The organism is Polaribacter sp. KT 15 (assembly GCF_900143115.1).
Taxonomy (GTDB): Bacteria; Bacteroidota; Bacteroidia; order Flavobacteriales; family Flavobacteriaceae; genus Polaribacter; species Polaribacter marinaquae.
This window is the reverse complement of sequence record NZ_LT670850.1, coordinates 769491-792018: the sequence shown is the minus strand read 5'-3', so window position 1 is coordinate 792018 and position 22528 is coordinate 769491. Positions and strand designations below refer to the sequence as shown.

General features: G+C 28.9%; 22 protein-coding genes. 15 read left to right on the top strand and 7 right to left on the bottom strand.

Annotated features, from left to right (window positions below; translation table 11 throughout):
- Positions 1–2: 2 nt before the first annotated feature.
- The 5 genes from B5464_RS03655 to B5464_RS03635 all read left to right on the top strand — a co-directional run bounded on the left by B5464_RS03655 (position 3) and on the right by B5464_RS03635 (position 5624).
- A complete protein-coding gene (locus B5464_RS03655; protein ID WP_079737242.1) occupies positions 3–1334 on the top strand; it encodes a lipopolysaccharide assembly protein LapB in 1332 nt (443 codons plus the stop codon).
- Between the two features lie 5 nt (positions 1335–1339).
- On the top strand, positions 1340–1906 hold the full coding sequence (gene lptC, locus B5464_RS03650; protein ID WP_079737241.1) for an LPS export ABC transporter periplasmic protein LptC: 567 nt from the start codon (positions 1340–1342) through the stop codon (positions 1904–1906).
- Positions 1907–1912: 6 nt separating this feature from the next.
- Complete coding sequence (locus B5464_RS03645; RefSeq protein WP_079737240.1) at positions 1913–2113, top strand: hypothetical protein; 201 nt, start codon at positions 1913–1915, stop codon at positions 2111–2113.
- A gap of 14 nt (positions 2114–2127) precedes the next feature.
- Positions 2128–3390 (top strand): hemolysin family protein, encoded by a 1263-nt coding sequence (locus tag B5464_RS03640; RefSeq protein WP_079737239.1) that lies wholly within the window; start codon positions 2128–2130, stop codon positions 3388–3390.
- Between the two features lie 110 nt (positions 3391–3500).
- Complete coding sequence (locus B5464_RS03635) at positions 3501–5624, top strand: peptidylprolyl isomerase (protein ID WP_079737238.1); 2124 nt, start codon at positions 3501–3503, stop codon at positions 5622–5624.
- A gap of 146 nt (positions 5625–5770) precedes the next feature.
- On the opposite strand, the gene rho is transcribed toward B5464_RS03635, so the two are convergent.
- Positions 5771–7471 carry a transcription termination factor Rho gene (gene rho / locus B5464_RS03630; RefSeq protein ID WP_079737237.1) on the bottom strand — a complete coding sequence of 567 codons (1701 nt, stop codon included), beginning with the start codon at positions 7469–7471 and terminating at the stop codon, positions 5771–5773.
- Between the two features lie 204 nt (positions 7472–7675).
- On the opposite strand from rho, the gene B5464_RS03625 reads away from it, so the two are divergent.
- The 4 genes from B5464_RS03625 to B5464_RS03610 all read left to right on the top strand — a co-directional run bounded on the left by B5464_RS03625 (position 7676) and on the right by B5464_RS03610 (position 11718).
- Positions 7676–8107 (top strand): DUF4293 domain-containing protein, encoded by a 432-nt coding sequence (locus B5464_RS03625; RefSeq protein ID WP_079737236.1) that lies wholly within the window; start codon positions 7676–7678, stop codon positions 8105–8107.
- A 290-nt stretch (positions 8108–8397) separates the two neighbouring features.
- Positions 8398–9063, top strand: a complete 666-nt coding sequence (locus tag B5464_RS03620) for a response regulator transcription factor (RefSeq protein ID WP_079737235.1) — start codon at positions 8398–8400, stop codon at positions 9061–9063.
- Positions 9064–9228: 165 nt separating this feature from the next.
- Complete coding sequence (locus B5464_RS03615) at positions 9229–9912, top strand: hypothetical protein (RefSeq protein WP_079737234.1); 684 nt, start codon at positions 9229–9231, stop codon at positions 9910–9912.
- Positions 9913–9921: 9 nt separating this feature from the next.
- Positions 9922–11718, top strand: coding sequence for a tetratricopeptide repeat-containing sensor histidine kinase (locus B5464_RS03610; RefSeq protein WP_079737233.1), 1797 nt, complete (start codon positions 9922–9924; stop codon positions 11716–11718).
- 1 nt (position 11719) lies between these two features.
- On the opposite strand, the gene B5464_RS03605 is transcribed toward B5464_RS03610, so the two are convergent.
- On the bottom strand, positions 11720–12217 hold the full coding sequence (locus B5464_RS03605; RefSeq protein WP_079737232.1) for a metallophosphoesterase: 498 nt from the start codon (positions 12215–12217) through the stop codon (positions 11720–11722).
- 97 nt (positions 12218–12314) lie between these two features.
- On the opposite strand from B5464_RS03605, the gene truA reads away from it, so the two are divergent.
- From truA to B5464_RS03590, 3 genes are all read left to right on the top strand, one after another.
- Positions 12315–13040, top strand: coding sequence for a tRNA pseudouridine(38-40) synthase TruA (truA, locus tag B5464_RS03600; RefSeq protein ID WP_079737231.1), 726 nt, complete (start codon positions 12315–12317; stop codon positions 13038–13040).
- 3 nt (positions 13041–13043) lie between these two features.
- The gene (locus B5464_RS03595) at positions 13044–14810 is read left to right on the top strand and encodes an ABC transporter ATP-binding protein (RefSeq protein ID WP_079737230.1); all 1767 of its coding nucleotides are present in this window, start codon (positions 13044–13046) and stop codon (positions 14808–14810) included.
- Between the two features lie 71 nt (positions 14811–14881).
- Complete coding sequence (locus B5464_RS03590; RefSeq protein ID WP_079737229.1) at positions 14882–15304, top strand: hypothetical protein; 423 nt, start codon at positions 14882–14884, stop codon at positions 15302–15304.
- A gap of 66 nt (positions 15305–15370) precedes the next feature.
- Here B5464_RS03590 and cdaA read toward each other — a convergent pair whose 3' ends face one another.
- From cdaA to folP, 3 genes are all read right to left on the bottom strand, one after another.
- Positions 15371–16147, bottom strand: coding sequence for a diadenylate cyclase CdaA (cdaA, locus tag B5464_RS03585; RefSeq protein ID WP_077810037.1), 777 nt, complete (start codon positions 16145–16147; stop codon positions 15371–15373).
- A 52-nt stretch (positions 16148–16199) separates the two neighbouring features.
- Positions 16200–16805: a biopolymer transporter ExbD gene (locus B5464_RS03580; RefSeq protein WP_079737228.1), complete on the bottom strand. Its 606-nt coding sequence runs from the start codon at positions 16803–16805 to the stop codon at positions 16200–16202.
- A 289-nt stretch (positions 16806–17094) separates the two neighbouring features.
- A complete protein-coding gene (gene folP, locus B5464_RS03575; RefSeq protein ID WP_079737227.1) occupies positions 17095–17919 on the bottom strand; it encodes a dihydropteroate synthase in 825 nt (274 codons plus the stop codon).
- A 107-nt stretch (positions 17920–18026) separates the two neighbouring features.
- On the opposite strand from folP, the gene B5464_RS03570 reads away from it, so the two are divergent.
- Both B5464_RS03570 and B5464_RS03565 read left to right on the top strand, forming a co-directional pair.
- Positions 18027–18563: a DUF1599 domain-containing protein gene (locus B5464_RS03570; protein ID WP_079737226.1), complete on the top strand. Its 537-nt coding sequence runs from the start codon at positions 18027–18029 to the stop codon at positions 18561–18563.
- Between the two features lie 35 nt (positions 18564–18598).
- Positions 18599–19561, top strand: coding sequence for a BT_3928 family protein (locus B5464_RS03565; protein ID WP_079737225.1), 963 nt, complete (start codon positions 18599–18601; stop codon positions 19559–19561).
- A 26-nt stretch (positions 19562–19587) separates the two neighbouring features.
- Here B5464_RS03565 and B5464_RS03560 read toward each other — a convergent pair whose 3' ends face one another.
- On the bottom strand, positions 19588–20889 hold the full coding sequence (locus B5464_RS03560) for a voltage-gated chloride channel family protein (protein ID WP_079737224.1): 1302 nt from the start codon (positions 20887–20889) through the stop codon (positions 19588–19590).
- Between the two features lie 202 nt (positions 20890–21091).
- Between B5464_RS03560 and B5464_RS03555 the strand changes: the two genes are divergently transcribed.
- Positions 21092–21793, top strand: coding sequence for a crotonase/enoyl-CoA hydratase family protein (locus B5464_RS03555; RefSeq protein WP_079737223.1), 702 nt, complete (start codon positions 21092–21094; stop codon positions 21791–21793).
- 120 nt (positions 21794–21913) lie between these two features.
- On the opposite strand, the gene B5464_RS03550 is transcribed toward B5464_RS03555, so the two are convergent.
- Entirely contained in the window at positions 21914–22525 is a 612-nt protein-coding gene (locus tag B5464_RS03550; RefSeq protein WP_079737222.1) for a DUF1684 domain-containing protein, read from the bottom strand.
- Between the last annotated feature and the right edge of the window lie 3 nt (positions 22526–22528).

Below are 22528 nucleotides of genomic sequence, written 5' to 3'. Positions count from 1 at the left end.
AAATGAAGAAAATTACGTTTTTATTAGCTGCAATGTTATTTATAACTACAGTAAAAACAAATGCACAGGTATCAAAAACAGATTGTGAAATTAAATACAATCTTTTTAGCGGAGACTATAAGTCTAAAAAATACGATGATGCTTATACAAATTGGATATTTTTATTAGATAATTGTAAAGATTTATCTGTAAACATTTATAAGTTAGGTGCTAACTTAGCAGAAGATGTTAGAAAAGATCCTGTTTTAGCAAAAAGAGTATACGAACAAAGGTTAGAAGTTTTTCCTAACTCTAATCCAGCAAAAGTACATAGTGATTATGCATCTTATTTATACAAAAATAAGTTAGCAGATGATAACGCTATTTTTACAATATTAGAAAAAGCATACAAGATTGATCCTACTAAGTTAGGTGTAAAGAATCTTTATATTTACTTTCAAGGAATTACTGATAGAAATAAAGATACTAATCCACAAGTAGTATTTGATACTTATGATAATGTATTAGAAAATGTAAATATCAAATTAGAGGGATACGCTAAGAAATTAGTTGAATTAAGAAAGGATTCTGTTAATTTAGATAAAAGAGGTTTAGGAAGATTAAGAGCGTACAAAATAAACTCTAAGGCTTTAGGTACTGTTGAAGGTGGATTGGATAATATTATTTCTGAAATAGCTACTTGTGAACGTTTAATCCCTTTATATCAAAGAGATTTTGAAGCAAATAAAACAGATGCAGTTTGGTTAAAAAGAGCGGTTTCTAGAATGTTTAATAAAGGGTGCCAAACTGATCCACTATTCGAAAAGTTAGTTAGAGCTTACGCAGAAGCATCTCCTTCGCCAGAAGCATATTCTTTCCTAGCTAACGTTTTAGAAGATAATGGTGATTCTGCAGGAGCGAATGATATGAGAGAAAAATCTTTTAGCTTAGAAACAGATCCATTAAAGAAAGCAAAGTATAAATTAAAGTTTGCACAAGCAGCAAGAGATAGAGGTCAATTAAGTAAAGCTAGAAGTTTAGCTAGAGAGGCAATTAAATTTAATCCTAACTTTGGTAGAGCATATTTATTTATCGCAACTTTATACCAATCTAGTGTAAATAATTGTGGAGAAAACTTATTCGAAAAAAGAATGGTTTATGTAGCTGCATTAAATATGGCTAGAAAAGCATCTTCTGTAGATCCAAGTATATCGTCTAGAGCTAGAAAATACATCAGTATTTATAGACAGAATGTACCAAGTCAAAAAGATATTTTTAACGCAACTGCAACTCCAGGAGGAAAGTTTACAATTAAATGTTGGATTGGAGAAACTGTAAGAATACCTAATAAATAGTTTTTTTGAAAAACTACATACAAATATTATTTAAAAGCATTACTGTAATTTGTTTTACAGTAATGCTTTTTTCATGCTCTAATTCTACAGAAGAAGTTCGTAATTTTTTAGAAGAAAAAAACTTGCCAATTGGTAAGGCAAAAGATGCTTTTCATGTTTACAAAGACTCTGGTAGAATAACATCTAAATTAATAACGCCTTTATTGTTAGATTTTAGCAATCGTCAAAATCATCCTTATAATGAGTTTCCTAAAGGAATAAAAATTATTAACTTTGAAAACAAAGGAAAAGATTCTGTTACAATTATAGGTGATTATGCATTATCTTACGCTAAAACAGAAGTTTCGGAAATTAAAGGAAATGTTGTTGTGTTAAATCATACAGAACAATCTAGATTAGAAACAGAACAATTATTTTGGGATCAGAAAACAGGCTACTTTGTTTCAGAAAAACCTTTTACAATGTTTAAAGAAAAAGATACCATTACTGGTGTTGGTTTCGAGTGTAAAGAAGATTTAAGCAAATATATAGCCAAAACAACTATCGGTAAAATCGATACTAAAGAAGAATAATATATTATGAATAAGCTTTGGAAATTTTTTCAGTACGGATATTTAATGGTTGCATTTATTTGCTTAGTAGAAGGTATTGTAAGATGGAACTCTGAAAGAAGTAGATCTTATTTGTTTTTAGGTTTTGCATTAATGATTACCTTAGTATTCTTTTTTAAGAGACATTTTAGAAAAAAAGTGCAAAAACGAAACAATCAAAATAAATAGTTTTAGATTTCTTAATGGAAGTAGAACTCATCATTATATTATTGTCAATTATACTTTCCGCATTTTTTTCGGGAATGGAAATTGCATTCGTTTCTGCAAATAAACTTCACATAGAATTAGAGAAAAAAAGAGAAGGCTTTATTCCTCAAATTCTAAACAAAATCACTCAAAAATCTTCTAAATTTATTACCACAATGTTGGTTGGTAATAATATATCCTTAGTAATTTATAGTTACTATATGGGTAGGTTTTTAGTAAGAATTCTGCCGCTAGATGGCTATAATGATTTTTCTATTTTACTTATTCAAACCATAATTTCTACAATTATTATTTTAATAACTGCAGAGTTTCTACCTAAAGCAATCTTTAGAATTTATGCAAATGAGGTTCTTAAAATATTTGCTTTACCTGCCTATTTTTTCTATGTGTTGTTTCATTTCTTCTCTGAGTTTATAACCTTAATTTCAGATTTTTTTCTGAAAGTATTTTTTAAAACAGATGCAGATGAACAGCAAGTTGAATTTAGTAAAGAAGAATTAGGAAATTATATTACAGAACAACTAGAAACTGGTACGGACGAAGAAATAGACTCTGAAATTCAAATTTTTCAAAACGCTTTAGAGTTTCACAATGTAAAGGCAAGAGAAGTTATGGTTCCTAGAACCGAGATTATTGCTGTAGAAATTCACGAAAAAGTATCAGTATTAAAAAAGATTTTTATCGAGACCGGTTTGTCTAAAGTGCTGGTTTATAAAACATCTATGGATGATGTGATTGGTTATGTAAATGCTTTTGAATTATTTAAAAAACCAAGAACTATAAAATCTATTTTACTACCTGTAGAAATTGTACCAGAATCTATGATGATTAATGATATTTTAAATATCTTAATGAAAAAGAGAAAAAGTATAGCAGTAGTTGTAGATGAATACGGTGGTACTTCAGGAATGATTACTGTAGAAGATATCGTCGAAGAATTGTTTGGCGAAATTGAAGATGAACACGATTCTCAAGTGTTTCTAGAAGAAAAAATAAACGATTCAACATTTAATTTTTCTGCAAGATTAGAAGTAGATTATTTAAATGAAGAATACGATTTAAGCATTCCGAAGTCTGAAGCGTACGAAACGCTAGGTGGTTTTATTATCGAACATACAGAAAGTATACCAGAAGAGAATGAAGTAGTTGATATAGAAGGTTTCGAAATAAGAATTTTAAATATAAGTGGCGCAAAAATAGACGACGTTTGCTTAAAAATTATCGATACAGAAGATTAGTTATTACTACTTACCGCATTACTTGCTATTTACTATTTATTTAGTTTAAAATGGGTTGCAATATTAAAACCCAAATCGTATATTCGCCCACTGAAAATAAATAAAAACGTATGGCAATTTTATCAAAAATTAGAGAACGCTCAATGTTCTTGATTATCATAATTGGTTTAGCACTTTTTGCTTTTGTATTAGATCCTTCTACTTTAGGAGATTTTTTTAATTCAAGTAAAGTAAATGAAGTAGGAGAAGTGAACGGAGAAGCTATTTCTACACAAGAATTTGCAAAAGAATTAGAGCAATACAAACAACAAACAGGTGGTAGAGTTTCTGAAATGCAAGCTGCAAAAAATGTTTGGGATAACATTGTAAGAAAAAAAATATATAAAAATCAGTTAGACGAAGCTGGTATTACTGTTGGAGAGCAAGATGTTTGGAACGAAGTAATCAATTCTCCGTCAGTTCAAAATAATCCGCAGTTTTTAAACGAGGCTGGTTTATTTGATGAAGGAAAGTTTAAAACATTCTTAGCAGATACAAAAGCAAACAACGAGCAAATGTGGGCAGCTTGGTCTGGTTATATGAACCAAGTTAAAAATAATGCAGAAACAAATACTTATAATAAGTTAGTTACTGCTGGTTTAGGTGCTTCGTTAAAAGAAGGTGAAACAGAATATTTAATCGAAAATACAAAGTTAAGTGGTAAGTTTGTGTACATACCTTACAGCAGTATTTCTGATAGTTTGGTTAAAATTAAAAAATCTGAAATTGCTTCTTATATTAAAGATAATGAAAGTCAGTTTAAGGTAGAAGCAGCTAGAGATCTTTCTTATGTAAAGTTCAATATTCTTGCTACACCAGAAGATGAAGCTGTAATTAAGCAGAATGTTGCAAGCTTAATTGAAGATTCTTTAGATAGAAACAACGATAAAAGATTAGGTTTAAAAAATGCTACTGAATACAAAGAGTTTTTTGAAGAAAATAATTCTGATATTAATTTAGACTTAGGTTATAAATTCAATGCGTCAGTTAATCAAACAGTAGCCAAAGATATTTTTGCAGGTAAAGAAGGTGATGTTTTTGGCCCTTATAAAGATCAAGGATATTTCAAAATATCTAAAATTACAGAAGTTACTAAAATGCCAGATTCTGTAAAAGCTAGTCATATTTTAATACCTTTTGTTGGTTCTCAAGCAGCGCCACAAGATGTTACAAGAACTAAAGAAGAAGCGAAAAAACTTGCAGATAGTTTATTAACTGCTGTTAAAAGAAGAAAAAGTAAGTTTGCAGATTTAGCAAAAGAATTTTCTTCGGATAAAGTTTCTGGAGAAAAAGGCGGAGACTTAGATTGGTTTAATTACAATAGAATGACACCAGCTTTTAGAGATTTTAGTTTTACAAACAAAAAAGGATCTTTAGGTGTAGTAGAAACTCCTTTCGGTTACCATGTTGTTAGTGTAGATGATACAAAAAATAACCAAACAGTTTTAAAATTAGCAACATATGGTAAACAAATAGTGCCATCAGAAGCTACAGAAAATGCTGTTTTTCAAGAAGCAGAACAGTTTGCTTTAGCAATTTCTAAGACAGATGATTATGCTACTTTAGCTAAAGATAAAAATTATAGCTTAAGATCTGCAGTAGGTTTACAAGTGTTAGATGAAAATGTTCCTGGTTTAGGAAACCAAAGACAAATTGTTTCTTGGGCATTTAGCGGAGATTCTGAAGTTGGTAGCTTTAAGCGTTTTGACTTAGAAGGTAGTTATGTAGTTGCAGTAGTAACAGCAGAAACAGAAAAAGGTTTAATGCCAGTTGAAAAAGCAATAAACAGAGTAAGACCAATTTTAACTAATAAAAAGAAAGCGGCTTTAATTTCAGAAAAATTAAACGGAAGTTCTTTAGGCGAAATTGCAAAAGCAAATAATACAACGGTAAGAACAGCTACAAATGTAGATCTTAAAAACTCTTCACTTTCTGGTGTAGGAGTAGAGCCTAAGGTAGTTGGTGCAATGTATGGTGCTAAAGAAAACCAATTATACAAAGGTATAGAAGGTAATAGAGGTGTATTTTCTTTTGAATTAAATAAAAGAGAATTACCAACGGCTTTACCAAATTATGAAGCTAATAGAAAAAAGATTGCTGAATCTAGAAAGAGATTAACTTTTAAGATTTACGAAGCAATTAAAAAAGCTAGCGATATAGAAGATAATAGAGCTAACATGTATGTTTCTAATTAAGAGAAAGTATACTTAGATAATATTAAAAACCGTTCAATTAGCTTTGAACGGTTTTTTTATGCTGACTAAATAATAATTTTAAGTACAAAAAAACACCCTTCTAAAAGTTAAGAAGGGTGTTTTAATTTATTTATAAGTTTTAATTCTTATCCGTTCATAGATATTAAGAATTCTTCATTATTTTTAGAGAACTTAATTCTGTCATTTATAAATTCCATTGCTTCAATAGGATTCATGTCTGCTAAGTATTTTCTTAACACCCACATTCTTTGAACAGTTTGCGCATCTAATAATAAATCGTCTCTTCTTGTAGAAGATTTAATTAAGTCGATTGCAGGATAAATTCTTCTATTAGAAATATTTCTATCTAATTGAAGTTCCATGTTACCAGTTCCTTTAAACTCTTCGAAGATTACTTCATCCATTTTAGAACCTGTTTCTGTAAGAGCAGTAGCGATAATAGTTAAAGAACCACCATTTTCTATGTTTCTAGCAGCACCAAAGAATCTTTTTGGCTTGTGTAATGCATTTGCATCAATACCACCAGAAAGTATTTTTCCAGAGGCAGGAGCAACCGTATTGTAAGCTCTAGCTAAACGAGTAATAGAATCTAAAAGAATTACAACATCGTGTCCACATTCTACCAATCGTTTAGCTTTTTCTAAAACAATATTGGCAACTTTAACGTGTTTGTCTGCTGGTTCATCAAATGTAGAAGCAACAACTTCACCACGAACATTACGTTTCATGTCTGTAACTTCTTCCGGACGCTCATCAATCAGTAAAACAATTTGATATACTTCTGGATGATTAGCTGCAATTGCATTGGCAACATCCTTTAAAAGCATCGTTTTACCTGTTTTAGGTTGTGCTACAATCATACCACGTTGTCCTTTTCCTATCGGAGAAAATAAATCGATAATTCTTGTAGATAAAGAGCTTCCTTTTTCTGCTAAATTGAATTTTTCTTGAGGAAATAAAGGCGTTAAATGTTCAAAAGAAACACGGTCTCTAACAATATTCGGATTTAATCCATTTATTTTAGAAACTCTAATTAAAGGAAAATATTTTTCACCCTCTTTTGGTGGTCTAACATTTCCTCTTACTGTGTCACCAGTTTTTAAACCAAATAATTTAATTTGAGATTGAGAAACATAAATATCATCAGGAGACGATAAATAATTATAGTCAGAAGATCTTAAGAAACCATAACCATCAGGCATCATTTCTAACACTCCTTCACTTTCTATTATTCCGTCGAATTCAAAATCAGGATCTCTATATCTATTGTTCGACTTATTACCGTTATTTCTATTAGAGTTTTTATCTCTATTGTTATTTTTTTGCTTATTGTTTGGTTGATTGTTGTTTCTATTATGCTGCGGTTTATTTGGTTGATTCACAGTTTTGGTTTCTGTTTTATCTTCCTTTTTGCTTACAACATTTTTCTTAGGAGCAACATTTTCTTTAGCAGTATCTTCTACCTTAACTTCCTTTTTAGCTACTGGCTTTTTCTGAGGTCTAGGATTTGGTTTAGCTCTTTCTTTTGTTACTGATTCCGTATTTTTTTCTTCCGTTTTAGCCGTGCTTTCTTCGGTATTAACTTTTTCAGAAGCAACAGCTTTTTTAGTTACACGTTTTCTTTTAGGTTTTTCTGTTTTTTCTACATTTTCCTTTTTAGGTGAAACGGCAGCTTTTGCTTTAGAAGGATTGGCTGCTTGTGTATCTAAAATTTGATAAACTAGGTCTAATTTTTTTAACTGACTAGTTTTTGTTAAACCAATAGATTTGGCAACATTTTGTAATTCAGCAAGAGTTTTTGCTTTTAGTTCTGAGATTTCGAACATTCTAAAATTGTTAAGTTAAATTTTTTTGGATCTTAAATTTGTATTGTAAGATGTGTGTTTTTTTTTTGAATGGAGCTAAAAGTATAGTTCTACTTTTTAGCCTTGTTGTGCGGTTACTATGTAACAAATATATGCTTTTTTTTTTAGTTTTAGGTTTTCTTTATTAAAAAAGAATGTATACTTTTGTTGCAATAGAAATAACAAATGATACAAAGAATACAAAGTGTATATTTATTTTTAGCTTCAATAATTTCTGGAGTATTAATTTTTGTTTTTAATTTGTGGAAATCTATAAAAAAAGATATCTTCGCTATGGATTTATTAAATAGTGAATCTTTTCTTTTAAAGGTTATCCCTGTTTTATTTCTAGTATCGGCTATATTGTCTTTTGTAGCTATTTTTATATTTAAAAATAGAAAATTACAATTTGTAATTGGCCGTGTAACAATTTTGATAAACCTTATTTTATTAGGATTATTGATTTATGTATCTCTAATTTTACCTGGAGAAGCCTCTGTTTCTGAGAAAGGTATTGGGATGTTTATACCAGTTTTAGCTATTTTGCTTGTTGTTTTGGCAAATAAAGCTATAAAGAAGGATGAAGATCTTGTAAAATCTGTAGATAGATTGCGATAAAACTAACATCTTAGTATATTTAGTGCGAAAAAAAACCGAGATTTATTCTCGGTTTTTTTATGACCTAAATTAAAATACGTTTTTTTAAATAAATCATTCATTTTTTTAATTTTAAAAAGTTAACTTTCTAACCAGTTTTATAGTTTTTTAAACATCTCTTTTGTAGTTGTTTAACTTGTGTGAATCCCTGAATTCAGGGACATGCATCCCTGAATTCAGGGATAGTTAAAATTCACTGTTTTCAGGGATTGTCTACTAACTATTTCTAATTTAAATTTGTAGCATAAATAATGAAAGATAAAATATACGTTCACGTAGCAGATGATCATAAGATTTTAATAGAAGGAATCATCGCTGTAATAAATACAGATAAAGATATCGAAATTCGAGATTATTCTTTAACTGGTCAAGAAGTAATAGATTGGTTTAGTAAAAAAGAGAATAATGCCGATGTTTTAATATTAGATATTACGATGCCTGTTTTAGATGGTTTTGATGTTTTAAAATATTTTAAAGAAAACAAATTAGACCAAAAGGTAATTGTACTTTCTAGTTACGATGATGTTAAAATTGTACAAGAAGTATTAAATCTAGGCGCAAGAGGTTATATCTCTAAAAATAATGCAGGAGAGCATATTGTAAAAGCAATTAAAGCAGTAGCAAATGACGAGCAATATTTTAGTAATGATATACAAGAAGAGCTTTTGAAGTCTTTTTCTGGTCAAAAAACTAGAAAAGGAGATATGCCAGAAGACTTTTTATTTGAGTCATTAACAGAAAGAGAAATAAGTGTGTTAAAATTAGTTACAAAAGAACTAAGTACTAGTGAAATTGCAGATAAAATGCATATAAGTCATCACACAGTAGAGTCATATAGAAAAAAATTATTAAAAAAATTAAATGTCAAAAATTCAGTAGGATTAGCAATGTATGCAGTTAAATATAAGTTAGTATAGCCTATAACTTTATTAAGTTTAAAACCGCCCCTAAAACTTAAACTTAACTTGCATTCCCCCAAAAACATAAGCACTAATTTATTTGTGTACATTGTTGTCCTTAAAATATTAACTTTCCCCAAATTTCCCAACTTAACTTAAAAAAACCTCTAGAATTCCATTATTATGAAAATTACAAAATTAGCATCATTAGTTGTTGTAGCAGTATTAACATTATCAGCATGTTCTTCGAACGAGAGCATTTTACCTGTAGAAGAAAGTGAAAATGCACTTAAATCTTATAAGATAAAAAGAGACGCTACTGGTGCTTATTCTATTGATTTAGATGTTGATGAAAATGTAAAAACACAAGCATTTAAAAACGAAGAAACAAATGAAAATGAATTTCATTTTTATGAATCTGACAACCATACAAGTAAAAAGCAATCTAAAGAATTATTAATAGACGATCGAGAATTAAGTATTGGTTTTGTAGATACTAGATCTAATAAAACGTCTAATATTAGTATTATTGATGATAATATTGAAATGGCTAAAAAAAATCTAGATGATACATTTTTGTCAGAATATAGCATTACAAGTAATGAAGACGGAACTTATGATTTAGATTTTACGGTAAAAAATCAAACTACTGTAGATTTTGTATACAATCAAGAGGCAAATATCTATGAAATTCACTTAGAAAAAGGTAAGTCTTCTGAAACAACTTTTTCTAGAAATTTCACTAAATTAGAGGGGGAAGTTTTAAGGATTGATTTTGTAAATCATTATATTAATATCCTACAATCGAAGAGTTTACTGGCGTCAATGCAAACATTAAAAATACCAAGAGTAATTGTAAATATGTAATATATTTATATGAATATTAAATTCTTAAATTTATTTTTAGGTTTATTTCTTTTAATTGAGGTAAATACTTTTGCTACAAAAAGAGAAACAGTTAATACAGCTGTTTCTTTTTCTGTAATAAAAAGTGATTCAATACTTCAAAATAAGTTTAAAAAGTTTAAAAAAATTAAATCTGATGAAAATTTTGTAGAGATTATTAAACAAGGCTATGATATTATAGACCTTTCAAAAGGTAATGATATAAATGTATATATAGAGGTTAATGCAATAATGGCAGAGGCCTTTGCAAAATCCAGAAAATATGATAAGGCAATTTCTTTTTATAAAAATGTCCTTAAAACTTTACAGAATTCTTCTTTAATAGATTCTAAAAAAGATATTATTTCTAGTAATGAATTGATGCGCAGCAAAGTTAACCTTCAATTAGGTAGTGTTTATCAGAATATTAGCTTGGAAAAAGGAAATGAAAGGTTTGTGGATAGTGCTAAATATTATTATGATATTTTGATTAATGAATTTCCATTAAATAATGAAGGTATAAAAAAGTTTAAGGCTAGAGCTTATAGTAATTTGTCAGGAATTTATAGTAGTAATTCTGAATTTAAGTTAGCAGAAGGTTTTGCTCTAAAAGCAATACAAATACATCGTTTACAAAATGATAAAATGTCCGAAGCAGCAGCCTTAAGTAATTTAGCGAATATATTTATCTATAAAGAAGAATATGCTAAGGCTAAAGAAAATTATAAAAAAGCCTTGGACTTAATTGAAAATGAAAATACAAACTTAGCCACTCAATTTAAAGAGGCAATGTATGAAAACATAGCTTATTCTATGTTTAAATTAAAAGATTATAAAGCATATGAGTTTCAATTAATTTCTTATGAGATAAAGGATAGTTTACGCTATAAAGAATATGAAGGTATGATAGATGAGTTAGCCTATAAATATGATTATAGTAAAGGGAAGGAGTTAGGAAGAAAAGAAGAAGAAAACAAAAGGTTAAAAGATCAAAGAACATTTTGGCTTTTTGGAATCGGTAGTTTTATTGTAATGATTTCTTTAGTGTATTTTTTAAATCTCTATAAACTAAAGCAGAAAAACTTAAGGCTTAAATTATCTCAAACGCAGTTAATCCAGAATCAAAATATAGAAAAATTAAAATCTGAATCTCAAGCAAGAATATTAAACGCAACCATAGATGGTAAAGAAACAGAACGTAAAGAAATAGCAGAAACATTACATGATAGTGTAAGTGCTTTACTTTCATCTGCTAACTTGCATTTAATGGCGACAAAACCATTGTTTAAAGGAGATATTCCCTTAGAAATAGACAAAACACAAAATATTATTGCAGAAGCTTCTCAAAAAATTAGAGATTTATCGCATACTTTGGTTTCATCGGTTTTATTAAAATTTGGATTAAACTTTGCTATTAAAGATATCGCTACAAAATACTCTAATTCTGTTTTGCAAATTGATACAGATATTTCGGGTTTACGAAGATATCATCAAGATTTTGAAATTAAAATTTATAATATTATTCAAGAATTTGTAAATAATATTTTAAAGCATAGTAAAGCGAGTTATACTTTGATTACCCTTTACGAGAAAGACAAAAATCTATGTTTTCAAATTACAGACGATGGAGTTGGCTTCGATAAAAATAAGGTAATAAATAAAGATGGTTTAGGTTTAAATCAAATAGAAGCTAGAATTCGAATGATGAACGGAAAATTTTTAATCGAATCTACAATAGGAGAAGGAACTACAATTTCTGTTGAATTACCGGTTATAGATAAAAGTTAAATTATCCTCTAGAACCTAATTCTATTATTTCTAGGTTTTTAATTTCTCCACTATCTAGGCTAAATCTTAGCATTGTTCTAATTTTATGAAAACCATGTTTGCCAGCAGCACCAGGATTTAAATGAAGCAAATTTAATTTTTTATCAAACTGTACTTTTAAAATATGAGAATGTCCAGAAATAAAAATTTTTGGAGGATTTAATTGAATTTCGTCTTTTATTCTTTTGTAATATTTATTAGGATAACCACCAATATGTGTCATCCAAACTGTTACATTTTCTAATTCAAATTTATTATCTAAAGGAAATTCTGCTCTTGCATCTTTATCATCAATATTGCCATAAACAGCCCTTAAAGGTTTTAGTTTTTTTATAGTATCGGTCACATTTAAGTCGCCAATATCACCAACATGCCAAACTTCATCTACCTGTTTTACAAACTTTAAAATTTGAGCATCTATAAAGCTATGTGTATCCGATAAAAGTAGAATTTTCTTCATATAAATTAGTAAGAAAAGTTTAACTTCTCTTCGGTCATCAAAAATACTAATAACAAAATAAATTCCGTAATTTTACAGTCTACAAAAAACTATTTTCTTGAGATATTTTATAGAACTTGCTTACAACGGAAAGAATTATCATGGTTGGCAAATACAGCCAGATGTTGTGTCTGTACAAGAAAAAATAAATCATGCCATTAGCACTGTTTTACAATTGCAAATAGAAGTTGTAGGTGCAGGAAGAACAGATACTGGCGTACATGCTTCACAAATGTTTGCACATTTCGATTTAGAAAAAGAAATCAAAGGCGATATTGTACATAAATTGAATTCTATTTTACCAAACGATATTACAATTTATCGTGTGTTTTTAGTAGAAGATGAGCATCATGCAAGATTTAATGCAGAAAGTAGAAGTTACGAGTATAAAATTTGGTTGGGTAGAAATCCTTTTTTATTAGATTTTTCGTGGCAAATACATTCGCAACAGTTAAATGTTTCTAAAATGAATAAGGCCGCGAGTTTGTTATTAGAATATGAAGATTTTCAGACTTTTTCTAAGGTAAAAACAGATGTGTATACTTTTAATTGTAATGTTACAGAAGCCGTTTGGAAACAAGAAGGGGATTTATTAGTGTTTCATATTTCTGCCAATAGGTTTCTTAGAAATATGGTTAGAGCAATAGTTGGTACATTAGTAGATGTAGGTTTAGGAAAAATTACTGTAGATAATTTTAGAGAAATTATAGAGAGTAAAAATAGAGGAAACGCAGGGTTATCTGTGCCTGCAAAAGGGTTATTTTTAACTAAAATAAAATATTAAATTTTGGCAAATAAAACAGGAAATGCTTTTGATATGGATATCTTTTTAAGGCTAATGAGCTTTGCAAAAAGATACAAACGTAATTTTATTATAGCGTCTACCTCTACAATTCTTTTAGCAGGTGTTGCCTTACTAACACCTATTATTTTAAAGAAAACTGTAGATGTTTATATTACAAATAAAGATACCGAAGGTTTAATAAACAGTATTTTATTAATGTTGGGTGTTTTAATGATAGAAGTTGTTTTACGATTTACGTTTATCTATTACGCAAATTGGGTTGGCCAGCATATAATTAGAGATATTCGAGCAAAGATTTTTAGACATATTTTACAATTTAGAATGTCTTATTTTGATAAGAATTCTGTTGGTAAACTTGTAACGAGAGTGGTGTCTGATATAGAAACCATTGCGGCATTTTTTAGTAGCGGAGTTTTTACAATTGTAAGTGATGTTTTACAAATGTTTGCTGTAATTGTTGTAATGTTTATAATAAATTGGAAACTAGCATTTATAGCAATTGCAGTTTTACCGATTTTGGTGTATGCTACAAAAGTTTTTCAGAAAGCTATTAAAGCAACTTTTCAAGAAGTTAGAAATCAGGTTTCTAATTTAAACGGATTTGTGCAAGAGAGAGTAACAGGTATGAAAATTGTACAGTTATTTAATAGAGAAAATATAGAATACAACAACTTTAAAGAGATAAACAACAAACATAAAGATGCTTATATAAAGACAATTTGGTACTTTTCTATCTTTTTTCCGATAGCAGAAATTTTATCATCAATAGGTATTGGTTTAATTGTTTGGTTTGGAAGCAAGCAGGTAATAGATGGTGCAGTTCCTGGCCCTGGTACAGTGATGGCTTTTGTACAAATGGCACAAATGTTATTTAGACCATTAAGACAAATTGCAGACAAATTTAATCAATTGCAAATGGGAATTGTATCTGGTGAAAGAGTTTTTAAAATTATAGATACAGAAAGTACAATTTCTAAAAACGGAACAATTGAAGCGAAAAACTTAAAAGGTACTATTAATTTTGAAAATGTAAAATTTAGTTATGTTGCTGGTGAGGAAGTCTTAAAGGGTATCGATTTAAAAGTTAAAAACGGACAAACAATTGCAATTGTTGGTGCAACTGGTGCAGGAAAATCTACCATTATTAATTTGTTAAATCGTTTTTATGAGATTGATAGCGGTGTAATTAAAATTGATGATATTTCTATTGATGCTTATAAACTACAAAGTTTAAGAGATCAGGTCGCAGTAGTTTTACAAGATGTCTTTTTATTTTCAGATTCTATTTTAAATAATATTACCTTAAAGGATGACACTATTTCTAAAGAAGAAGTAGAAAAAGCAGCAAAACAAATTGGTATTCATGATTTTATTATGACGTTACCTGGTGGTTATAATTACAATGTAAAAGAAAGAGGAGCAATGCTTTCTTCTGGTCAAAGACAATTAATAGCTTTTTTAAGAGCTTACGTAAGTAAACCAAGTATTTTAATTTTAGATGAAGCTACATCTTCTGTAGATGCACATGCAGAACAAATGATTCAGTTTGCAACAGAAACAATTACAAAAGATAGAACTTCTATAGTAATTGCTCATAGATTAGCAACAATTAAACAAGCTGATAAAATAATTGTTATGGATAAAGGTTTAATAGTAGAAGAAGGAACCCATATCGAATTATTAGAAAAAGAAGAGGGTTACTATAAGAATTTATACGATAAGCAATTTAGTTTAGATGTTGCTTCTTAAATACTTAGGATAAATTGATATTTTTCTTTTTTAATTGTTAAATTTGGTATTCAATCTTAAACAATATAAAAATGAAAAAAGTATTATCAATTGTATTTATTGGTGCTTTAATGTTTACTTCTTGTAAATCTAACACTAAAGATGTTAAAGAAATTAAAGAAACTGAAGTAATAGAAAACACAACTGAAGTTGTTAAAAAAGAAGTAGAAACAGACATTGTTGTAGAAAAACCTACGGAATCTGGTTTAGTTGGTATTACAATTCCTTCATTTTCTAATGATAAAATTGTAGAAAACTTAAAGGCATATACTGTTTATGCAAGAGATTATATAGCAGCAAATGGTAATGTTGCAAAGATTACTGCAATTGCTGCAAAAGGTAAAAAATTATTAGATGAAGGAAGAGAAATGGCTTCAAAATTACCAAAAGAAGAGCAAGAAATGTATGCTAAGGTAATGGCTCAAATTCAGTCTAAAATGGCACCAGCTAACTAATTATAGTTACAGTTATAAAATAAAAGGCTCTCTTATTTAGAGAGCCTTTTTTATTTGTATAAAGTATTACATTAGGTCTTTTCTAACCTTTTCGTTTAAGTCTGTATAATTAGCGTATAATTCAAAACCACCGTCTTTTATATAAGAGATTTCTCCTGTTTCTTCTGAAACTAAAAGACAAACAGCATCTGTTTTCTCAGATACACCAATTGCTGCTCTATGTCTTAAGCCAAATCTTGCAGGAATCTTAGTGCTATCAGAAATTGGTAAAACAACTCTTGTAGCTACAATATAATTATCTCTAATAATTAAGGCACCATCATGTAAAGGACTATTCTTATAAAAAATACTTTGTAATAAAGCGTCATTTAAAAGCGCATTCATTGTATCGCCAGTATTAATTAAAAAATCTAAACTATTTGTTCTTTCAATAACAATTAAAGCACCCGTTTTAGATTTAGACATTTTTTGGCATGCTTCTATAATTGTTTCGGTATCAATATCCGAACCAATTTCTGTTTGTAAAAATTTTAATTGTTTTAAAAAGTTTCTTTTGTTGGTAAAATTAGTTGTACCAATCATTAATAAGAATTTTCTTATTTCTTGCTGAAAAACAATAATTAAGGCAATTACACCACCAGAAAGTAAATAGCCTAAAATTCCGCTAAGCATTTCCATTTTTAAGGCTTGTGTAATTTTCCAGATTAAGAAAATTAAGGCAATACCAATTACAATATTTATGGCGACAGTTCCTTTTAAAAGTTTATAAATGTAATAAAGTAATATTGCTACTAGCAAAATATCTAAAACATCTAACAAAGAAAATTCTATAAAATCGAGCATAAAAATTAGTGATTTTAGGCTAATGTACTAATAAATAATTTGGAGAACAATATCAATTATTAATTTCTGCATCCGAGAGTAATAGCGGATATTTTTCTCTAATAAATTTAATTTTCAACTGTAAGTTTTTATCATTACTATTAGCTTTTTTATATTCTTCTAACAAACTTAAATAATTAACACCATAGGTTTTTACCGAAAGCTTATTTCTTAAAAAGGTATAAGAAGAATTTAGAATGTCTAATGTTTTAATATACGTTTTATAGTTGGTAGATTTAGCAGCTTTAATAGAAATTAATGCTTTGCTTGGATGGTCTGAAGATGATTTATCTTGGTTACCGTTGCACCAATTACATGGTAAGTTATTTGCGTCTAAACCAGCACCATTGTCTATAAAATTAATCGCAATTTGTTTGAGTTCGTTAAAATTGATAGTTTTGCCGTCTACAAATAGTTCATTATTCTTGTTTAGATTTACTTCTAGAATATTTTTTTCTTTTACAAGTGCATTATCAGGTAGTTCTTGCTTTTCTGGAATTTTTCTTGATATTCCTGCATCCACATTCATAGTTGTAGTTACTAAGAAAAAGATTAATAATAAAAATGCAATGTCTGCCATAGAACCTGCATTGATTTCTGGGGATTCTTTTCTACTCATAATTTCTAGTTTTAAAAGTTATTAATTTACATCTCTTAGGTATTAGAGATTTATTTTAAAGTTTGGCTAGAAATACTTTTGGTGTTAACATAATTTTAACAAAAAGGATGCCAAATAAAATTTATTATTAATATGAAGGAATTTTTAATGGTATTGATAATTAGTTAATTATAGCAATAGTTTAAATACGATGCTAATAATTAGCAAACAAGTTTAGCCCTGATTGAACGGTTTGTTTGAGCTCTTTTGAGGAACGAAAAAAGCGAGTAGTGAAAGCAGGAAATAGCTTCTAAAAAGAAATCTTATTTACAATTTTAACTGCTTCGATTGCTTCTTTTACATCGTGTACTCTTAAAATATTTGCACCATTTAAAAGCGCAATTGTATTTGCAGAAGTTGTTGCGTTTAAAGCTTCTTGTGCAGTAATGTCTAGTGTTTTGTATAACATAGATTTTCTTGAAATTCCGGCTAAAATGGGTGCGTCTAAAGATTTAAAGAGACTTAAATCTTTAAGAATTTCAAAATTATGATCGATAGTTTTGCCAAAGCCAAAACCAACATCAATAATTACATCATTAAGTTTAAGCTGATGTAATTTGTGTATTTGAGCAGCAAAAAAACTAATAATTTCTTGAATAACATTGTTATAAACAGGGTTTTTCTGCATGTTTTGTGGTGTACCTAACATGTGCATTAAAATATAAGGTACTTGAAGATTGGCAACAGTTTCGAACATGTTGGTATCCATATTTCCGCCAGAAATATCGTTTACAATAGCTGCACCAGCGTTTATGGTTTCTTTAGCGACTTTACTTCTAAAAGTATCTACAGAAATGATAATTTCAGGAAAATTTTTAAGCAACAAATTAATTACAGGAACAATTCTTTGTAACTCTTCTTTTTCTGAAATATGCTTTGCACCTGGTCTAGAAGAGTAAGCGCCAACATCGATAAAGGTTGCGCCATCTTTTAACATTTTTTCTGTTTGAGAAAGTATATCAGACTCGTTTTTGTATTTACCGCCGTCAAAAAAAGAATCGGGTGTAATGTTTAAAATTCCCATAACTTTAGGCGATGAAAGATCGATTAAGGTTCCTTTACAATTTATGGTCATTTTACTTATTTTTAAATTATGAATGCAGTTTTAAAAAACTTCTGTAAAAATAAAAGAAAAGCTTATAGTATTTAGTATTTTTGAACAAATACTTTTAATAAAATAGAATGCAAGATACATCTAAACAATATGATGCTGTAATTAAAGAATGTAGAAGTTTATTTATAAAAAAAATGAGCGATTATGGTTCTGCATGGAGAATTTTACGATTACCATCTTTAACAGATCAAATATTTATAAAAGCAACTAGAATACGTCAATTACAAGAAAATGAAGTAAGAAAAGTAGACGAAGGTGAGAAATCTGAATTTATTGGAATTATAAATTACTCTATTATGGCTTTAATTCAGTTAGAAAAAGGTGTTGTAGAAAATCCGGATTTAAATACTGATGAAGCAACTGTTTTATATGATGCACATGCAAAAATTACTAAAGAATTAATGATGAATAAAAATCATGATTATGGTGAAGCTTGGAGAGATATGCGCGTTTCTAGTTTAACCGATTTAATTTTACAAAAATTATTACGTGTAAAACAAATTGAGGATAATAAAGGTAAAACGATTGTATCGGAAGGTATAGACGCTAATTACCAAGACATGATTAATTATGCAGTTTTTGCAATGATTCACTTAGGGAATTAGAGGTTCTTATTAAAAATGTGATTAAAACCAACAAAATGAAAATAATAATACAATTATTTAGAATTATAGTAGGAGCCTTGTTTATTTTTTCTGGCTTTGTAAAATTGGTAGATCCTATTGGTTCTCAATATAAATTTCAAGAATATTTCTCTGAAAGTGTTTTAAATATGGAGTTTTTAATTCCGTACGCATTGCCTTTTGCAATAATTTTAATTGTAGCAGAAATACTTTTAGGAGTGATGATTTTAATTGGTTACAAACCCAAAACTACAGTTTGGAGTTTGTTAATTATAACTGTAATTTTCTTGTTTTTAACTTGGTATTCTGCTTATTACAATAAGGTTACAGATTGTGGTTGTTTTGGTGATGCAATAAAATTAACGCCTTGGGAAACTTTCTATAAAAACGTAATTCTAATTGCACTAATTGTAGTTTTATTAATTAAAGTTGAATTGATAAACCCAATTTTTAAAGGTAAAATTCCGAAAATAATTACCTTTTTATCTTTAGGTATTTTCTTATTTATTGTACAACATGTTTTAACACATTTGCCAATAATAGATTTTAGAGCTTATGCAGTTGGTAAAAATTTACAAGAAGGAATGCAATATCCTGCGGATGGTTCTATACCACCAGTTCATGATTTTATGTTAGAAGATACGCAGCAAGATTTAGCGCCAGTTTTATTAGAAAAAGAAAAAGTAATGCTGGTAATTGTTTACAATTTAGACAAGTCTGATGTTAAAGGTTTTCCGGCAATTAAAGATATTGCTAACAAAGCAATACAAAAAGGGTACACGGTTTATGGAGTATCTGCTTCTTTTTCTGATGATTTAAATCTTGCTAAAGAAAAATATAATTTGCCTTTCGAATTTTTATTTTGTGATGAAACAACTTTAAAAACAATGATTAGAGCAAATCCAGGAGTTATAATATTAGACAAAGGAACTGTAACTCAGAAAAAAAATTGGGTAGATGTTGATGATTTAGAATTGTAAATAATCAAAAATATATAAAAAAAGGATTAATTCTTATTGTGCAGATTGTCTGCATCAGTAAGCGTTAATCCTTCTTCTTTTTTGTGAAACAGATGTTTAGAACTACCTATAATTTGAGAAGAATAAATACCAGAATGTCCAGAAAATAAGTATGCACTAGTACATGCTAAAGCGATATAAACGCCAGATTCAATTCCGAATAATTCAATTCCCATAATTGTACATGCAATAGGTGTGTTGGTTGCGCCAGCAAATACAGCAACAAAACCCATACCAGCTAATAAAGGCATTGGTAACGGTATAAACCATATTAAAACATTACCTAAAGTTGCACCGATAAAAAATAACGGAGTAACTTCTCCGCCTTTAAATCCAGCACCAAGTGTAAATGAGGTAAATAAAAGCTTTAAGATAAAATCGTAAGAATTTAGGTTGATGTCAAATGCATCAACAATAGTTGGCACACCAAGTCCCATATATTTTGTAGTGCCAATAAAATACCAAGTAATTGCTAAAATTACACCACCAATTACTGGTCTTAATGGCGGATATTTAATTAATTTTTTAAATGTTTTTCCCCAGAAATGTGTAGATTTTGAAAACAACATACTAGTTAATCCAAAAATAATTCCTGCTAATAATGCCCATAAAATAGTAACTGGCGTTAATTCTGCTATTGTAGAAATTGTATAATGTGTATGATGAGATATTTGCCAAAAATCGCAAAAATAGTTGGCAAAAACCGCTGCTAAAAAACTAGGTAGAATTGCATCAAATTTTACTCTACCAATAACCATTACTTCTAAAGCAAATATTGCACCGGCCAATGGTGTGCCAAACACAGAAGAAAAACCTGCACTTATACCTGCTATTAATAATATTTTTCTGTCTAAATTAGAAAGTCTAAATAGTTTGGTAAATTGATCTGCAATTGCACCACCAATTTGAACTGCTGTACCTTCTCGACCTGCAGAACCACCAAATAAATGCGTTAAAATTGTTCCTAAAAAAACCAAAGGTGCCATTTTTAAAGGAATTACTTTTTTAGGAGAATGATATTCTTCTAATAACATATTGTTTCCTTTTACAACACTTTTACCAAAATAATGATATGACAAACCAATAATTAAACCGGCAATTGGTAGTAACCAAACAATCCAGATATTTGTTTCTCTATAAGTTGTTGCCCAGTCTAACGTCCATAGAAAAATGGCAGATGCACTTCCTGTTAATGCGCCAACAAGTAAACAGATAAAAATCCATTTAAATAGAAAAAGCAAAGAGAAACTTTGTTGAAAAGAGAAAAAGAATTGTTTAATTTTTGTCATGAAATTTTGCAAAACCTTAAGTCTAAGTATTATTAGAGTTCATTTAATAATTAACTATTTCTTAAGTTTTTAAATGTGAAAGGGCAAAAATAAACAAATTAATATTAAGAAGATTTAAACTTTTACCAATCAAATACTAATAGAAATTCTTTTCTTTTTAAGATTTTATTGTACCTTGTTTTAACTAATTAAAAATAATAGAATGAACGAATTTGTTACCTATAAATCTGAAGAAAATTATGCATTAATAACAATTAATAATGGTAAAGCCAATGCTATTTCTCCTGCTGTTATTGATGGTTTAAATTTAAGTTTAGATAAAGCAACGCAAGAAAATAAAGTGGTGGTTTTAACAGGGCAAAAAGGAATCTTTTCTGGAGGTTTTGATTTAAAAGTTATGACAAAATCACCTGAATCTGCCAAAGAATTAGTTACTAGTGGCTCTAAATTGTCTTTAAGAATGTTATCTTTTGCTAAGCCTATAATTATAGCTTGTTCTGGTCATGCAATTGCTAAAGGTGCTTTTTTATTATTATCTGCTGATTACAGAATTGGTGTAAAAGGAGATTTTAAAATTGGTTTAAATGAAGTTTTAATTGGTATGACAATGCATAATGCAGGTATTGCAATTGCAAAATCGCGTTTGTCTAAAGTATATTTAAATAGAAGTGTAAATAATGCCGAAATTTATAATACTAAACAAGCTGTAGATGCTGGGTTTTTAGATGTAGTTGTAGAAGAAGATCATTTGTTACCAACAGCTATTAAAGCTGCAGAAATGTCTTCTAAATTAAATGCAAAAGCACATGCAGAAACCAAACTAAAGGTTAGAAAACAAGATTTAATTGATTTAGAGAAAGCTATTGCAGCAGATTTAGAAGCAGATATTTCTATTAATCAGTAATGTAAGTTTTTTAAATTTTTAATTGCTAGCAAATAGGTTTAGCCCTGATTGAACGGTTTGTTTGAGCTCTTTTGAGGAACGAAAAAAGCGAGTAGTGAAAGCAGGAAATAGCTTCTAAAATTATTTTTTAAAGTCTTTAATTCCTGCAGTTACTTCTAAGTCGATGTGGTTTTTTCTTGGGGTTAACGGGCAAGAATACTTGTCGTTATAGGCGCAATAAGGGTTGTATGTGTTGTTAAAATTTAATTCTATAGTATCATCTTTTTTTATGTCTGTAAGCATTACATCCATATAACGTCCGCCACCATAAGATTGGTCTGCAGAGGTGTTGTCTGTAAATGGAAGAAATAAATAATCTTTATATTTTTCGTCTCTTAAATCGTCTTGACTTTGGTAAATAGTTAGTTGAATATCTTTGTCTTTTAATTTGAAATTTAATTTGCCAAATTCTTTATACAATGGTTTTCTGTCTGTAGTTGTTGCCATTTCAAAAGTTGGCGCATTTGCTGTTCTAATTAATTTTGCAGTTACAATAAAAGTAGAATCTACAGGAAAAAAATCTAAACCTTTAAATTTTTTTAAGTCTCTTTTTTTTAAAGGAGATATAGAAGCGTCTTTATAATTTGCATTTAATTTTTGTTGATATTCTGTAACGCCAGCCAATGGTCTTTTACCTTGAGAGTTACAAGATACCATTAGTAATAAAGTAAAAACAACTATTATTTTTTTCATTTT

Coding starts and splice junctions, on each gene's coding strand:
- B5464_RS03655 (WP_079737242.1), top strand. CDS start 3: ATGAAGAAAATTACGTTTTTATTAGCTGCAATGTTATTTATAACTACA.
- B5464_RS03645 (WP_079737240.1), top strand. CDS start 1,913: ATGAATAAGCTTTGGAAATTTTTTCAGTACGGATATTTAATGGTTGCA.
- B5464_RS03640 (WP_079737239.1), top strand. CDS start 2,128: ATGGAAGTAGAACTCATCATTATATTATTGTCAATTATACTTTCCGCA.
- B5464_RS03635 (WP_079737238.1), top strand. CDS start 3,501: ATGGCAATTTTATCAAAAATTAGAGAACGCTCAATGTTCTTGATTATC.
- rho (WP_079737237.1), bottom strand. CDS start 7,471: ATGTTCGAAATCTCAGAACTAAAAGCAAAAACTCTTGCTGAATTACAA.
- B5464_RS03625 (WP_079737236.1), top strand. CDS start 7,676: ATGATACAAAGAATACAAAGTGTATATTTATTTTTAGCTTCAATAATT.
- B5464_RS03620 (WP_079737235.1), top strand. CDS start 8,398: ATGAAAGATAAAATATACGTTCACGTAGCAGATGATCATAAGATTTTA.
- B5464_RS03615 (WP_079737234.1), top strand. CDS start 9,229: ATGAAAATTACAAAATTAGCATCATTAGTTGTTGTAGCAGTATTAACA.
- B5464_RS03610 (WP_079737233.1), top strand. CDS start 9,922: ATGAATATTAAATTCTTAAATTTATTTTTAGGTTTATTTCTTTTAATT.
- B5464_RS03605 (WP_079737232.1), bottom strand. CDS start 12,217: ATGAAGAAAATTCTACTTTTATCGGATACACATAGCTTTATAGATGCT.
- B5464_RS03590 (WP_079737229.1), top strand. CDS start 14,882: ATGAAAAAAGTATTATCAATTGTATTTATTGGTGCTTTAATGTTTACT.
- cdaA (WP_077810037.1), bottom strand. CDS start 16,147: ATGCTCGATTTTATAGAATTTTCTTTGTTAGATGTTTTAGATATTTTG.
- B5464_RS03580 (WP_079737228.1), bottom strand. CDS start 16,805: ATGAGTAGAAAAGAATCCCCAGAAATCAATGCAGGTTCTATGGCAGAC.
- folP (WP_079737227.1), bottom strand. CDS start 17,919: ATGACCATAAATTGTAAAGGAACCTTAATCGATCTTTCATCGCCTAAA.
- B5464_RS03570 (WP_079737226.1), top strand. CDS start 18,027: ATGCAAGATACATCTAAACAATATGATGCTGTAATTAAAGAATGTAGA.
- B5464_RS03565 (WP_079737225.1), top strand. CDS start 18,599: ATGAAAATAATAATACAATTATTTAGAATTATAGTAGGAGCCTTGTTT.
- B5464_RS03560 (WP_079737224.1), bottom strand. CDS start 20,889: ATGACAAAAATTAAACAATTCTTTTTCTCTTTTCAACAAAGTTTCTCT.
- B5464_RS03555 (WP_079737223.1), top strand. CDS start 21,092: ATGAACGAATTTGTTACCTATAAATCTGAAGAAAATTATGCATTAATA.
- B5464_RS03550 (WP_079737222.1), bottom strand. CDS start 22,525: ATGAAAAAAATAATAGTTGTTTTTACTTTATTACTAATGGTATCTTGT.